This is a genomic window from Pseudomonas sp. Root562 (assembly GCF_001427125.1).
Taxonomy (GTDB): domain Bacteria; phylum Pseudomonadota; class Gammaproteobacteria; order Pseudomonadales; family Pseudomonadaceae; genus Aquipseudomonas.
In genome coordinates this window covers 426925-441043 of the sequence record NZ_LMGK01000021.1, presented here as the reverse complement: position 1 = coordinate 441043, position 14119 = coordinate 426925, and the positions used below count along the sequence as shown (strand labels likewise).

Below are 14119 nucleotides of genomic sequence, written 5' to 3'. Positions count from 1 at the left end.
CGATCGTTCCCCACGCTCTGCGTGGGAATGCAGCCCGGGACGCTCCGCGTCCCCTCCAGAGCCGAACGCGGAGCGTCCGTTGAGGCGTGCCCACGCAGAGTGTGGGAGCGATCATTCGCGGAGCATCCTTTACACGATCGTTCCCCACGCTCTGCGTGGGAACGCAGCCCGGGACGCTCCGCGTCCCATCCAGAGCCGAACGCGGAGCGTCCGTTGAGGCNATCCTTTACACGATCGTTCCCCACGCTCTGCGTGGGAACGCAGCCCGGGACGCTCCGCGTCCCATCCAGAGCCGAACGCGGAGCGTCCGTTGAGGCGTTACCACGCAGAGCGTGGGAACGATCATTCGCGGAGCATCCTTTACACGATCGTTCCCCACGCTCTGCGTGCGAATGCAGCCCGGGACGCTCCGCGTCCCCTCCAGAGCCGAACGCGGAGCGTCCGTTGAGGCGTGCCCACGCAGAGCGTGGGAGCGATCATTCGCAGAACATCCTTTACACGATCGTTCCCCACGCTCTGCGTGGGAACGCAGCCCGGGACGCTCCGCGTCCCCTCCAGAGCCGAACGCGGAGCGTCCGTTGAGGNCATCCTTTACACGATCGTTCCCCACGCTCTGCGTGGGAACGCAGCCCGGGACGCTCCGCGTCCCCTCCAGAGCCGAACGCGGAGCGTCCGTTGAGGCGTGCCCACGCAGAGCGTGGGAACGATCATTCGCAGAACATCCTTTACACGATCGTTCCCCACGCTCTGCGTGGGAACGCAGCCCGGGACGCTCCGCGTCCCATCCAGAGCCGAACGCGGAGCGTCCGTTGAGGCGTGCCCACGCAGAGCGTGGGAACGATCATTCGCTTAGCTTTCAGATTTCGCGCCACATATGGATCTTGTCGAAGTACTCCTCGCCAACCCGCACGGCCATTGGCTCAAGGCCGAACTGGATGAAGCCGCAGCGTTGGTACAAATTGAACGCCGCATCGTTACCGGCCGTGACCGTCAGTTTGATCAGCCTGAGTTCGCGATGGCATCGCCCCTCGGCCAGAACCGCCTCCACCAATTGCATGCCGAGCCCTCGCCGGCGCACATTGGCGGACACGTACATGCCAAACAGCGTCGCCTTGTGCCGGGCCTTTTCCCGTGGTTCGAACGCCAGCCCGACAATGCCCGCCAACTTGCCCTCTTCGAACGCCCCCAGCACCACATCGAGCTTGCTGGTCAGACGCGATTCCCACCAGCTCAATGGCATCGCCGCACGTTCGCGTACGCTTGAAGTGAAGGCTTGCGGATGCAGGTCATAGGCTTCGAGCATCAACGCCCGATAGTCCAGTGCGTGGCTGGCATCCAGCCGTTCGATCCACATGTTCAGGCCATCCGCTTTTGCTCAAGTATCAAGCGCAGCGCCAGTGCCGACAGCACGAAGCCCATGAAGTAACGTTGCATCGCCAGCCATGTCGGGTTGTTGACAAACCACGAGGCAATGCCCGCCGCGAACACGGCGATCATCAGGTTGACGCAGAAACTGACGCTGATCTGGGTCAGGCCAAGGACGATGCTTTGGGTGAACACAGAACCGTGTTCCGGGGTGATGAACTGAGGAAAAACCGAGAGATAAAAAACCGCGATCTTCGGATTCAGCGCGCTGGTCAGAAACCCCATGGTGATCAGTTTGCGCGCAGAGTCCGGCGGCAACTGCCGGGCCTCGAACGGCGAGCGCGCACCGGGTTTGACCGCCTGCCAGGCCAGCCATAACAGGTACAGCGCGCCGGCCCACTTCAGCACTTCATAAGCCATCGGTACCGCGAGGAACACGGCGGTCAGACCGGCCGCCGCCGCAAACAGATGGACGAAAAAACCCGCGACCACGCCGAGCAACGACGTCACCCCCGCCGCGCGTCCCTGGCAGATCGAGCGGGAGATCAGATAGATCATGTTGGGCCCCGGCGTCAGCACCATCAACAGAGCGGCGGCGGCAAAGATCAGCAAGTCCTGAAGCGGGATCATGGGCGAAGTCCTTTGCGTAAATGATCAAGCGATCGCGGTCAGCGAAGCTCGATAAAACGGCAGGATCAGATCCCGTGTCAATGGCGCCAGGATGACATCGCCGTCGGTGGCCGGATCTATCCAGAGCACTTCTTCGATCTCGGACGCCGGGGTGACCTCTGCATCGATGGTCAGCAGAAATATCTCAGCCTTTACGACACATCCCGGTTCATTGGCGGCAGGCGCCGAGAACTGCCCGAGGAACGTGCCGTGCGCCGGATCGATGAGCAGACCCAGTTCTTCTTCCAGTTCACGGGCCAGCGCGTTGACGGGTTGCTCTTGGGCTTCGATCTTGCCCCCCGGTTGCATGAACGCCTGGGTACCGCGCTTGCGCACCAGAAGGGTTCGACCGTCGGGACCGATCAGCAGGGCGGCGGCGATGTGGATAAGTGTCGACATGAACAAAAGGCCTTTGACTCAAAAACGGCAAGGATCACATGTCCGCCATTCGTGAGCAAAGGCCTCGCCTTATGCGGCTTCCTGGAAATCCATCTCCGGCGGCTGTCGACGGAACCCACCGGTCAGCACCGCCAGGTACACCACACCGATCGCCAGCCAGCTCAGCCCCAGGTAGATGGCGAGGTGATCGAGGCTGACCATCAGCCACAAATCCGCTGCCAGGCCGATGAACGGGAACAGCAGGAACAACACGAATTGGCGCAGGCCTTTTTTCTCGCCGCCGATCCAGTAATGGAAAATCACCGACAGGTTTACCAGGCTGAACGCCAGGAATGCGCCGAAGTTGATGAAGGAAGTCGAGGTGGTAACGTCCAGCTTCAATGCCAGCAAAGCCACCACTGCGCAGAGCAGGATGCTGTTGATCGGTGTGCCGAAGCGCTGGTGCAAGGTGCCGAAAAACGACTTGGACAACACGCCGTCACGGCCCATGGCATACAGCAGGCGCGAACCACTGGCTTGCGCCGACAGGCCCGAGGCGAACTGGCCGACGATCAGGCCGATCAGGAAGATCGACACGAACAGGTCGCCGCCGATATTGCGGGCGATCTCGTAGGCAGCCGAGTCGACACTGTTGAACTGGAACGACGGATGGGCGATCTGCACGAAGTACGACACGCCGACGAAAATCAGGCCGCCGATCAGGGTGATCAGCATGATTGCCCGCGGGATGGTGCGGCGTGGGTCACGGGTTTCTTCGGTCAGGGTGCTGACCGCGTCGAAACCGAGGAACGAATAACAGGCGATGGCCGCGCCACTCATGATCAACGGCATTTGCATGTCGCCATTGAAGAACGGCTTGATCGACCACAACGGTGTGCTCGCATCGCCACCGACGTAGTGCACACACAGTGCGACGAAAGCGATCAGCACCAGAAACTGCACCAGCATCAGCAAGGCGTTAATGCCGTTGGCCAGCTTCAGGCCGACGATGTTGATGGCGCTGGTGATGCCGATGAATGCAAGCACCCAGAGCCACTGCGGCACCGCCGGGAACGCGGAATTGAGGTAGGCCGCGCCGATCAGCCAGATCGCCATCGGCAAGAACAGATAATCGAGCAGCACCGCCCAACCGGCGATGAACCCGAGTTTCGGGCTGATGGCCTTGCGCACATAGCTGTAGGCCGAGCCAGCCACCGGGAACGCCGAGGCCATGCGCCCGTAGCTCATGGCGGTGAAAAACATCGCCACCAGCGCCGCGAGGTACGCGGCCGGTACCATGCCGGCGGTGGATTGAGCGAGGATGCCAAAGGTGCCGAGCACAATGATCGGCGTCATGTAGGCGATGCCAAACAGCACCACCGACCCTAATGACAGGGTGCGTTGCAAACGAGCCATGAGCGACTACTCCGGAATTTTATTGGATTTATGGCAGAGCCGAATTCGGCGCAATGATCGTTCCCACGCTCCGCGTGGGAATGCAGCCCGGGACGCTCCGCGCCCCCTTCACAGCCGAACGCGGAGCGTCCGTTGATGCATTCCCACGCAGAGCGTGGGAACGATCGGGTTAACGGTTATCGAGAAGGAATCAGCAGCTCGCGCAATCCGCAAGCATGCTCGACCATTTCCCCCGGCAACTTCAGCCGCTGATCATCCAGGTAGCGGTAATCCTGCCGCGCCGCCGTCAAGCGGTTCAGGTCCAGCTCAACCGCAAACTGCCCTTCCTCACGGCCAGCTTCGAACAACAGCGTGCCCAGGGGATCGACCAGCGCGCTGCCACCGGCGAACAGCAAGCCGCCATCGCCCTCTTCCACACGGTTGACCATCAGCGCGAACGCCTGGTTTTCCTGGGCGCGAGCCATGATGGCGGTGCGGTGCGTCGGGCCGTAGGGGTCCATGTTGCCGTTGGTCACCAGCAGCAACTCGGCACCGAGTTGCGCCAGGGCGCGGGCGCTTTCAGGGAACTCAATGTCGTAGCAAATCAGCAGGCCAACGCGCACACCGTTCCACAGGCAAGTGGCGTAGCGGTCGCCGGCCTCGAACACGCCGCGATCCGACGCCCACAGGTGCGTCTTGCGGTACTTCAAGGCAATGCCTTCGGGGGTGATCAGCAGCGTGGTGTTGTAGAAACGACCGTTGTCGCGCTCGGCGGTACCGACGACCACAGCAATATTGCGTTCACGGGCGGCGGCGACAATGGCGCTGACGGTGGGGCCGTCCAAGGGTTCGGCAACTTGAGCCACGGACTCGGCCGACGGAAAGCCCATCAAGTGGCTTTCAGGGAACATGATCAGTTGCGTGTCGGCGGCGCAAACGTTGATTGCCGTCAGGGCACGTTCGAGGTTGTAAGCCGTGTCGTTGTCACGGCCCGCCAGTTGGGCGAGTTCGACCTTCATGGGTAGTCCTTGTTCTAAGGCCGGGCTGGGAGAAAGATTGCCCGGTCGCTGTCTGTGCGCCAGTATGCGCAGCAAGCGAGCGGCCGGGAAATCACGCCGCTGGGGTAACACGATAGGGGTAGATGCATGGCACTCTCGTTGGACGACATCGCCTGGCACCGCTCGGTGGGGCAATTGATCGACGCCCTGGACAAGCCCAATTTCTGGACGCAACTGGTCCGCTTGCTGGATCAGTACGTGCCCTGCGACAGCTGGGTCGCGCTGCTGTTCAGCGCCGACCGGCATCCACAAGTGTTCGCCGAATCGCCGGGTGTCGATGGTGGCCCCGACCCGTTGTTCCAGGATTACCTGCGCGGTTTGTACCTGCTCGATCCGTTCTACATCGCCTGCCGCGAACAATCGCGCACCGGTTTGTATCGCCTGTCGGAAGTGGCGCCGGAGCATTTCGAACTCACCGAGTACTATCAACGATACTTTCGTGTGAATGTCGTGGCCGACGAAATACAGTTTAATTGCCAGCTCGAAGGCGACCGCACGCTGTGCCTGTCACTGGGCAGCCAGCAACGTTTCAGCGCCGGACAGATTGCCTTGCTGTCGTTGATCCAGCCGTGGGTGCTCGGGTTGTTGCGTCAGCGCCTGCCCTACGAGATCAACGAAACGGTGGCTCTCGCCCCGACGCCGGTACAGGGCGATTGGCGGGTGCAGCTCGAAGCGTCGGTGCAGCAACTCAAGGGCGCGCAACTGACCGCCCGGGAGCTGGATGTCGGGCGCTTGATGCTCAGTGGCTGCTCCAGCAAGGAAATCGCCCGCAAACTGGAAATTTCCATCGAGACCGTGAAAGTCCATAAGAAACACATGTACAGCAAGCTGGGGATCAAGTCCCAGTCCGAGCTGTTTTCGATTTTTCTCCAGGCACAAAATGCCTGATAACCCCTGCATTGCAGGACACCTGTGGCGAGGGAGCTTGCTCCCGCTGGACCGCGAAGCGGTCCCAAAACCAACACCGCAATCAGTCAGACAAAATCCATCAACAGGTTTTGCGGCTGCTGCGCAACCGAGCGGGAGCGAGCTCCCTCGCCACAAATGCGCTGTTGCCACCGAATAATTGAGTCCGAACCCAAGGAAACCGTATGAGCCTGTCACTCCTGAGCCGCTACGCCTTCTTTGCCGTCTGCGTGATCTTCACCCTCGCCAGCCTGCCTTTCCTCGAACACGACTGGCTCTGGCCGATCACTGCGGTCACGGGCGTGCTCAGCCTGATCGGCCTGTTCGACCTGCTGCAAAGCCCCCATGCAGTGCGCCGCAATTACCCGATCCTCGGCAATATCCGCTATCTGGTCGAAGGCATTCGCCCGGAAATCCGCCAGTACCTGCTCGAATCCGACAGCGATGCCCTGCCCTTCTCCCGCGCCCAGCGTTCGCTGGTCTATTCCCGGGCCAAGAACGAAAGCGCCGACAAACCGTTCGGCACCCTGATCGACGTCTATCAATCGGGCTTCGAGTTCATCGGCCACTCCATGCGCCCGGCACCGTTGAGCGACCCGAGCGGTTTTCGAGTGACCGTCGGCGGCCCGCAGTGCAGCCAGCCGTATTCCGCGTCGGTGTTCAACATCTCGGCCATGAGTTTCGGTTCGCTCAGCGCCAACGCCATCCGTGCGTTGAATCAGGGCGCCAAACTCGGCAACTTCGCCCATGACACCGGTGAGGGCAGCATCAGCCCCTATCATCGCGAACACGGCGGCGACCTGACCTGGGAACTGGGCAGCGGCTACTTCGGTTGCCGCACCAGCGACGGCCGCTTCGACCCGGAACGCTTCGCCGCACAGGCGCAAACACCGCAAGTACGGATGATCGAAATCAAGATGAGCCAGGGCGCCAAACCCGGTCACGGCGGAATCTTGCCCAAGCACAAGGTCACCCGGGAAATCGCCGAAACCCGCGGCATCCTGATGGGTGAAGACTGCATCTCGCCGTCTCGCCACAGTGCGTTTTCCACGCCGATCGAATTGATGCATTTCATCCAGCAATTGCGTGAGCTGTCCGGCGGCAAACCGGTGGGCTTCAAGTTCTGCCTGGGGCATCCGTGGGAGTTCATGGGTATTGCCAAGGCGATGCTGGAAACCGGCATTCTCCCGGACTTCATCGTCGTCGATGGCAAGGAAGGCGGCACCGGCGCGGCGCCCGTGGAATTCACCGATCACATCGGCGTGCCGATGCGTGAAGGTCTGCTGTTCGTACACAACACGCTGGTCGGCCTGAATCTGCGGGACAAGATCAAACTCGGCGCCAGCGGCAAGATCGTCAGCGCTTTCGACATCGCCAGCGTCTTGGCCATCGGTGCCGACTGGGCCAACTCGGCACGCGGTTTCATGTTCGCCATCGGCTGCATCCAGTCGCAAAGCTGCCATACCAACAAATGCCCGACCGGTGTCGCGACTCAGGACGCCCTGCGTCAGCGCGCGCTGGTGGTGCCGGACAAGGCCCAGCGCGTCTACAACTTCCACCGCAACACCCTCAAGGGCCTGGCCGAAATGCTCGCTGCGGCCGGTCTCGAACATCCGTCGCAATTGTCGGCCAAGCACCTGGTGCGGCGCATGTCGGCGACCGAAATCAAGTTGTTCTCGCAACTGCATGTGTTCCTCAAACCCGGTGAGTTGCTGACCGGCGAAGTGAATGGCGAGTTCTATTCGCGGATGTGGCAGATGGCGCGGGCGGACAGTTTCGAGCCCAATGAGATTGCGGCGGCCTGACGCCGATAGTGCGGCGCTGAAGATTTGGGATGACTTCAGCGTCCGCCGTCCAGAATGAACAGGCGAGCTTCGGCTTCATTCCCTTTGACCGTCAGCGTCTGCTTCCAGTCCTTGGGGAATGTCACTACGTCCTCGGGCCTGGGCTTGCCCGTCACCCACCAGATTCTTTTGGCGACGGGTTTCAAGGTCGATACATTGCTGAAAAAAATCCAGTCCAGACGCTGCGGAATGAGGCGCCAGCCGCCATAGTCGTAAGGCCCCTGCGGCGTCCCGTCCGGCGAACGGGAGATGTAGAGCCTTGGCTGGATACCCGTGGCGTTGTAGTAAGTGAAAGGCAGATACCAGAACAGACCATCGACCACGATCTCATCGCCCGCCTGGGCCTGGCGATTGATGCCCTCTGCCACCGAATCCAGCCAGGCCAACTTGCGAACGTCGGTACCATTCAAACCGTCCTCCTGTGCATAGACCTTCAGTGCGCCATGCACCTCGGCGGCTAGAAACAGACTCAGACAGAGGTAAGCCATCAGCGGCCGCTGTTTTGCCAGTCCATCCAGGGCGAGCGCCGCAAGCAGAGGCAAGCCGAGTGCGGCAAACACCAGGTAACGCGTGACGAACACCGGAATGATCAAGGACACCAGAAAAACCGCGATGGCCGGCACAAAGAAATAAGCCATCAACAGGAACGTCGAGCGGCGATCAGCACGCCCGTACCGCAATGCCAGGACACAACAGGCGAGCATCAATGCCGTGACCAGCAGCGCCCACCACAACCCGCCACCGGTCGCCGACACCATCATGATGCAGCGCGAAACAAGCCCCGGCAGCATCTCCCAGGTTGTGGGTGCCACCCACTCGAGCCCATCCATACGTCTGAGCTGATCAATGAGATTGGGCAACCAGGGCAGGTAGAGCGCGACTATCGCGACATTGGCCATCAGCCATTTTCGAATGGGCAACGCCGCCGGCTCACCATCCCCGAATCCCGACCAGTACAGCCAATGTACTAACACACACAGCGCGGCAAAGTAGTGGGTGTAAAACGCCGCAGCCATCAGCAGGACATAGGCAATCGCGTAAAGCCGCGCTTGCGGCTGCCGGCTCCAGCACACCAAAGCGACCGTCGCCGCCATCAGCCAAAAGCCGAGCAAGGTGTACATGCGCACTTCCTGGCTATAGCGAAGCGAGAGCGGCAACAGCACCAGCATCAGTCCGGCAAAGATCGTCGCTCTGCGCGTCGCGACGAGGCTCATCAGTTTGAGGCAAAGCATCAGCGCCCCCACGTCCGCCACCGCACTCAGCCCGCGCAAGGAAATCACGCTGTGACCAAACAACAGCACCCAGTAATGCAGAATCACATAATAGAGCGGCGGGTGAACGTCACGGGCCGTTGCGGCCCAGATCAGCGCCGGCGAGCGCTCACTCAGCAACACACTGAAGGCTTCGTCATACCAGATCACCGGAACAGACATCCCGTGGAACCTGAGCAACAGCGCCAGCATAACCAACGCCATCAATCCCGCACGGTACAGCCGCTGCTGGCTCACAGGCATCTCAGCCACCCGCGTTATCGTGCTCACAGGCTTTTGGTCATCGCGGGTTTTTCTGTCGTCTTGTGGGTACTTTTTACGATGTCCTTGATGACATACCGCGGCCGATGCTTGGCCTCGATGTAGATCCGCCCGATGTACTCGCCGAGGATGCCGATGCCGATCAGTTGCACGCCTCCAAGGAACAGAATGGCGGTCATCAAAGAGGGGTAACCGGGGACGCTGTTGCCGTAGACAATCTTGTCCAGCACCATGTACACCGCGTACAGCACAGCGAACAATGACACAAGACCACCGACATAGGTCCAGAGCCGCAACGGCACGGTGCTGAACGACGTGACCCCTTCCAGCGCCAGGTTCCACAGTTTCCAGCCATTGAATTTACTGTTGCCCGCTACTCGCGGGGCGCGCTCGTAGCTGACTACAACGGTGTTGAAGCCGGCCCAGGACAGCACGCCTTTCATGAACAATTGATGCTCGGGCAACGCGCGAATCACATCGACCACCTTGCGGTCCATGAGGCGGAAATCTCCGACGTTCTCTTCGATGCGCGTGTACGAAATGCGATTCAACAGGTGGTAGAACAGCGACGCACTGTGCCGCTTCAAATAGCTGTCAGACCGTCGATCGCGACGCTTGGCCAACACCACATCGGCGCCTTTTTGCCATTTTTCGATGAGCAACGGGATCACGCTGATCGGGTCCTGCAGGTCGACGTCCATCGGGATCACCGCATCACCGGTGGCATGCTCCAGTCCGGCGAACAGTGCCGGCTCCTTGCCGAAGTTGCGGGAGAAATTGATCAGCATCACCTGATCATCCGACTCTGCCAGGGCTGCGGCCTGCTCAGCAGTGCGGTCGGAACTGCCATCGTTGATGAAGACGATTTCGACGTCGATATCGCCCAGTCTCAATTCACGGCGCACCGCCTGATAAAACAGGTTGATCGACTGCTCTTCGTTGAACACCGGGACGATCAGCGAGACCTTCATACGCCACGCTCGCGGAACACCACGTACTTGGAAAACAGGAAACCGAGCACCAGGCTCAACGCGGAAAACAGCGCCACGGTCAGCAAACCATGCAGTCGCCACACATCACCGGCATGACCGACGCCGTAACTCAACGCGCCCATCGCTGTCATGAACAGCAGATAACCGCCAACCGACAGCTTGCTGTCAAAGGTGTAGAGCCCATTCATGTAAAAGGAAAACGAGGCGGCCACGCAAAACGCCACCAGATTGCTGACCGCCTGGCTGAACCCGGCAGCCACGCTGAGCAGGAAAAAGATCTGCCAGTGAATCAGGGTGTTGGCGACCCCGATCACCATGTAGCTGGAAAACCCACGCCACAGACGTCTCATGCTGACGATCCTTTGCTGGAACCCGTTGCGACTCATATGTATTGGAGCTTGTCTACTGTCAGAATTCGCAGGTTGTCGCACCTTTCAGACCAGCGGTTACCCCCTCGGCCCCGGCCAGGAGACATTCCGAAATACCCCGACTTTGCAATTGAGGGCGAATCAGTCCACCCTGCGCGCCGCCGATGAGCGGCAGTTAAACTCTGTCGCCCCGACCACTCCTTTGTTCAACACCCCGTTTACGAGCCTGCCGTCATGACGTTAGTGCGCGATCACCGGATCGACTTTTTTCGCGGTCTGGCACTGATCTTCATCTTTTGGGATCACGTGCCCCACAACCCTTTGGGTCAAATTACCCTGCGCAACTTCGGCTTCAGCGATGCCGCCGAGGTCTTCGTGTTTCTCGCTGGTTACGCGGCGGTGCTGGCCTACGGCAAAATCCTGGCGCGCGAAGGCTTTTTGATTGCCTGCGTGAAAATCCTGCGCCGTGCCTGGGTGCTGTACGTGGTGCATATTTTTTTGCTGGCGATGCTGATGGGCATCGTGTTCTTCGCCAACAGCCACGTGGAAACCCGCGACCTGGTCGAAGAAATGGGCATGCACCACTTCATCAGCGACCCGCAGCAGGCCTTGATCGATGAGCTGCTGTTGCGCTTCAAACCGAACCTGATGGACCCGTTGCCGCTGTACATTGTGCTGCTGGCGGGTTTGCCGCTGGTCCTGCCGATACTGGTGCGCAAGACCTGGGTGGTGGTGGCGATGTCAGTCGCGTTGTACCTGATGGTGCCGTTGGCAGACTGGAACCTGGCTGCCATCAAGGATGGGGTGTGGTACTTCAACCCTGTTGCCTGGCAATTGCTGTTTGTCCTCGGTGGCGCCGCGGCCATTCACTCCCAACGCCCGCGCGAGTCCGACAGCCGACCGCTGTGGCGCCAGCCGTTGTTCATGAGCGCGGCGCTGTACGTAATGGCCGCCGGGGTGCTGACCGTCCTGTGGCGCTGGCCGCACATCCACGAAGCTTTACTGCCGTCGAGCTTGAGCAACCTGCTGTACCCGATCAGCAAGACCAACCTGTCGCCCCAGCGTTTGGTGCACTTCCTGGCGCTGGCGTATGTCACCGCGAAACTGCTGCCCGACACGGGATGGACGCAAAACTGGCTGGCGCAGCAAAGCTGTCGCATGGGCCGTTTTTCATTGGAGATTTTCTGCCTGGGCGTATTGCTCGCGCCGCTGGCGGACATGATCAATGCGCTGACGGACGACGCGTTCGCCATGCAGATTTTCACCGCGCTGGCGGGTGCCGGGTTGATGGCTTTGCTGGCGGTTTGGCTGGAGTTCAACAAACGGCTGAATCAGACGCTTGCTCCCGCTGGGCTGCGCAGCAGTCCCCTTTAGGGCCGCTTCGCAGCCCAGCGGGACGGTGCGGCGATCCGACGAGCTCCCTCGCCACAAGGGTTTGCAGTAAGGGTGCTGCGTCAGGCAGGCCGTCTTCACCCACCTCGGCACTTCCAGCTCGCAATGAACCCGTGGCGAGGGNGTGTCATCGGCAGTCGGGTTCGGACGACGAGCTCCCTCGCCACAAGGGTTTGCAGTAAGGGTGCTGCGTCAGGCAGGCCGTCTTCACCCACCTCGGCACTTCCAGCTCGCAATGAACCCGTGGCGAGGGAGCTCACTCCCGCTCGGCTGCGCAGCAGTCGCCAATCCAGGCAACCGGTCTGGCCAGGAACATCCAATAGCTCATGTAGGGCCGCTTCGCAGCCCAGCGGGAGCAAGCTCCCTCGCCACAAGGGTTTGCAGTAAGGGTGCTGCGTCAGGCAGGCCGTCTTCACCCACCTCGGCACTTCCAGCTCGCAATGAACCCGTGGCGAGGGNAGCTCCCTCGCCACAAGGGTTTGCAGTAAGGGTGCTGCGTCAGGCAGGCCGTCTTCACCCACCTCGGCACTTCCAGCTCGCAATGAACCCGTGGCGAGGGAGCTTGCTCCCGCTCGGCTGCGCAGCAGTCGCAAACCCCGTCAACCGGTTTGGTCAGAAACATCCGATAGCCCTATGTAGGGCCGCTTCGCAGCCCAGCGGGACGGTGCGGCGATCCGACGAGCTCCCTCGCCACAAGGGTTTGCGGTAAGGGTACTGCGTCATGCAGGCCGTCTTCACCCACCTCGGCACTTCCAGCCTGCCGTGAACCCGTGGCGAGGGAGCTCGCTCCCGCTCGGCTGCGCAGCAGTCGCAAACCCCGTCAACCGGTTTGGTCAGGAACATCCGATAGCCCTATGTAGGGCCGCTTCGCAGCCCAACGGGAGCAAGCTCCCTCGCCACAAGGGTTTGCGGTAAGGGTGCTGCGTCATGCAGGCCGTCTTCACCCACCTCGGCACTTCCAGCTCGCAATGAACCCGTGGCGAGGGAGCTYGCTCCCGCTCGGCTGCGCAGCAGTCGCAAACCCAAGCAACCGGTTTGCCCAGGAACATCCGATAACCCATTTGGGGCCGCTTCGCAGCCCAGCGGGAGCGAGCTCCCTCGCCACAAGGGTTTGCGGTAAGGGTGCTGCGTCAGGCAGGCCGTCTTCACCCACTTCGGCACTTCCAGCTCGCAATGAACCCGTGGCGAGGGAGCTTGCTCCCGCTCGGCTGCGCAGCAGTCGCCAATCCAGGCAACCGGTCTGGCCAGGAACATCCAATAGCTCATGTGGGGCCGCTTCGCAGCCCAACCGGAGCAAGCTCCCTCGCCACAAGGGTTTGCGGTAAGGGTGCTGCGTCAGGCAGGCCGTCTTCACCCACCTCGGCACTTCCAGCTCGCAATGAACTCGTGGCGAGGGAGCTTGCTCCCGCTCGGCTGCGCAGCAGTCGTAACCCCCGTCAACCGGTTTGGTCAGAAACATCCGATAGCCCTATGTAGGGCCGCTTCGCAGCCCAGCGAGACGGTGCGGCGATCCGACGAGCTCCCTCGCCACAAGGGTTTGCAGGGGTTACTTTCCTTTGGGGATTTCGGACTTTTCCCGCAAACGTTACAGCTACCTGTAGGCCAGCGAGCAACTAACTTCAAAAGGAACCTATCAAAAGGACGCAAGGAATGCTTCCACGACCAAACTCACACTTGTTGCGCCAAGGACGTTTTTCCGAATCAGGCCGGGCCTACCTCATCACTGCGGTTGTACATCAGAGAAGGTCCATATTCAGCGATTGGCATCTGGGGCGTTTGCTAGTAGCGGAACTCAGACACGCCCACGATCAGGGAAGAGTGAACTCGATTGCCTGGGTGATCATGCCTGACCACTTCCATTGGCTCGTCCAAATCGAACGATGCACCCTGGCGCAACTCATGCAGGCCATCAAGTCCCGTAGCACGTTGACGATCAACCGGGCACTGAATCGAACTGGCGCATTCTGGCAAACCGGCTATCACGACCGGGCAATACGCGACGGCGAGGATTTACGCTCTTTCGCCCGCTACACCGTTGCTAATCCCTTGCGTGCAGGGTTGGTTGAAAAAATCGGTGATTACCCTCTGTGGGATGCCTGCTGGCTCTGAATCCAACGTTGCTCACTTTGTGGCGAGGGAGCAAGCTCCCTCGCCACAGGGCAAGCAGCTAACCGATATCTGGAGGTTCACAATTTTTTCACCATCGCCAACCACCGTCTA

Annotated in this window: 12 protein-coding genes; 4 read left to right on the top strand and 8 right to left on the bottom strand. The window is 60.6% G+C overall.

Going from position 1 to position 14119, the window contains the following annotated elements:
* Nucleotides 1-856 precede the first annotated feature (856 nt).
* The 5 genes from ASD60_RS17735 to ASD60_RS17715 form a co-directional block, all read right to left on the bottom strand.
* Nucleotides 857-1354 carry a GNAT family N-acetyltransferase gene (locus tag ASD60_RS17735; RefSeq protein ID WP_056855240.1) on the bottom strand — a complete coding sequence of 166 codons (498 nt, stop codon included), beginning with the start codon at nt 1352-1354 and terminating at the stop codon, nt 857-859.
* A gap of 2 nt (nt 1355-1356) precedes the next feature.
* A complete protein-coding gene (locus ASD60_RS17730; RefSeq protein WP_056855239.1) occupies nt 1357-1995 on the bottom strand; it encodes a LysE family translocator in 639 nt (212 codons plus the stop codon).
* Nucleotides 1996-2019: 24 nt separating this feature from the next.
* A complete protein-coding gene (locus tag ASD60_RS17725) occupies nt 2020-2433 on the bottom strand; it encodes an NUDIX hydrolase (protein WP_056855238.1) in 414 nt (137 codons plus the stop codon).
* Between the two features lie 69 nt (nt 2434-2502).
* Nucleotides 2503-3828: an APC family permease gene (locus tag ASD60_RS17720; RefSeq protein WP_056855237.1), complete on the bottom strand. Its 1326-nt coding sequence runs from the start codon at nt 3826-3828 to the stop codon at nt 2503-2505.
* A 176-nt stretch (nt 3829-4004) separates the two neighbouring features.
* Nucleotides 4005-4826, bottom strand: coding sequence for a carbon-nitrogen hydrolase family protein (locus ASD60_RS17715; RefSeq protein WP_056855236.1), 822 nt, complete (start codon nt 4824-4826; stop codon nt 4005-4007).
* Nucleotides 4827-4952: 126 nt separating this feature from the next.
* Between ASD60_RS17715 and ASD60_RS17710 the strand changes: the two genes are divergently transcribed.
* Both ASD60_RS17710 and ASD60_RS17705 read left to right on the top strand, forming a co-directional pair.
* Nucleotides 4953-5753, top strand: coding sequence for a helix-turn-helix transcriptional regulator (locus tag ASD60_RS17710; RefSeq protein WP_056855235.1), 801 nt, complete (start codon nt 4953-4955; stop codon nt 5751-5753).
* Between the two features lie 203 nt (nt 5754-5956).
* The gene (locus ASD60_RS17705; protein WP_056855234.1) at nt 5957-7576 is read left to right on the top strand and encodes an FMN-binding glutamate synthase family protein; all 1620 of its coding nucleotides are present in this window, start codon (nt 5957-5959) and stop codon (nt 7574-7576) included.
* Nucleotides 7577-7611: 35 nt separating this feature from the next.
* Here the strand turns inward: ASD60_RS17705 and ASD60_RS17700 are convergent, their stop codons facing one another.
* Genes ASD60_RS17700 through ASD60_RS17690 form a run of 3 tightly spaced genes read right to left on the bottom strand, consistent with a single transcriptional unit; the run spans nt 7612 to nt 10489 of the window.
* Nucleotides 7612-9129 carry a glycosyltransferase family 39 protein gene (locus ASD60_RS17700; RefSeq protein WP_236708481.1) on the bottom strand — a complete coding sequence of 506 codons (1518 nt, stop codon included), beginning with the start codon at nt 9127-9129 and terminating at the stop codon, nt 7612-7614.
* 23 nt (nt 9130-9152) lie between these two features.
* The gene (locus tag ASD60_RS17695; protein WP_056855232.1) at nt 9153-10118 is read right to left on the bottom strand and encodes a glycosyltransferase family 2 protein; all 966 of its coding nucleotides are present in this window, start codon (nt 10116-10118) and stop codon (nt 9153-9155) included.
* Nucleotides 10115-10489: a GtrA family protein gene (locus ASD60_RS17690; protein ID WP_056855231.1), complete on the bottom strand. Its 375-nt coding sequence runs from the start codon at nt 10487-10489 to the stop codon at nt 10115-10117. Before ASD60_RS17690 ends, ASD60_RS17695 begins: the two co-directional genes overlap by 4 nt.
* A 252-nt stretch (nt 10490-10741) precedes the next feature.
* Here ASD60_RS17690 and ASD60_RS17685 point away from each other — a divergent pair, with 252 nt between their 5' ends.
* Entirely contained in the window at nt 10742-11881 is a 1140-nt protein-coding gene (locus ASD60_RS17685; RefSeq protein WP_056855230.1) for an OpgC family protein, read from the top strand.
* A gap of 1668 nt (nt 11882-13549) precedes the next feature.
* Nucleotides 13550-14008 carry an REP-associated tyrosine transposase gene (locus ASD60_RS17680; RefSeq protein WP_056855229.1) on the top strand — a complete coding sequence of 153 codons (459 nt, stop codon included), beginning with the start codon at nt 13550-13552 and terminating at the stop codon, nt 14006-14008.
* Nucleotides 14009-14119 lie beyond the last annotated feature (111 nt).

Excerpts from the sequence above, each read along its gene's own strand:
- ASD60_RS17720 (WP_056855237.1), bottom strand. The coding sequence starts at position 3,828 with ATGGCTCGTTTGCAACGCACCCTGTCATTAGGGTCGGTGGTGCTGTTT.
- ASD60_RS17695 (WP_056855232.1), bottom strand. The coding sequence starts at position 10,118 with ATGAAGGTCTCGCTGATCGTCCCGGTGTTCAACGAAGAGCAGTCGATC.
- ASD60_RS17735 (WP_056855240.1), bottom strand. The coding sequence starts at position 1,354 with ATGTGGATCGAACGGCTGGATGCCAGCCACGCACTGGACTATCGGGCG.
- ASD60_RS17700 (WP_236708481.1), bottom strand. The coding sequence starts at position 9,129 with ATGCCTGTGAGCCAGCAGCGGCTGTACCGTGCGGGATTGATGGCGTTG.
- ASD60_RS17725 (WP_056855238.1), bottom strand. The coding sequence starts at position 2,433 with ATGTCGACACTTATCCACATCGCCGCCGCCCTGCTGATCGGTCCCGAC.
- ASD60_RS17685 (WP_056855230.1), top strand. The coding sequence starts at position 10,742 with ATGACGTTAGTGCGCGATCACCGGATCGACTTTTTTCGCGGTCTGGCA.
- ASD60_RS17730 (WP_056855239.1), bottom strand. The coding sequence starts at position 1,995 with ATGATCCCGCTTCAGGACTTGCTGATCTTTGCCGCCGCCGCTCTGTTG.
- ASD60_RS17710 (WP_056855235.1), top strand. The coding sequence starts at position 4,953 with ATGGCACTCTCGTTGGACGACATCGCCTGGCACCGCTCGGTGGGGCAA.
- ASD60_RS17715 (WP_056855236.1), bottom strand. The coding sequence starts at position 4,826 with ATGAAGGTCGAACTCGCCCAACTGGCGGGCCGTGACAACGACACGGCT.
- ASD60_RS17705 (WP_056855234.1), top strand. The coding sequence starts at position 5,957 with ATGAGCCTGTCACTCCTGAGCCGCTACGCCTTCTTTGCCGTCTGCGTG.
- ASD60_RS17680 (WP_056855229.1), top strand. The coding sequence starts at position 13,550 with ATGCTTCCACGACCAAACTCACACTTGTTGCGCCAAGGACGTTTTTCC.
- ASD60_RS17690 (WP_056855231.1), bottom strand. The coding sequence starts at position 10,489 with ATGAGACGTCTGTGGCGTGGGTTTTCCAGCTACATGGTGATCGGGGTC.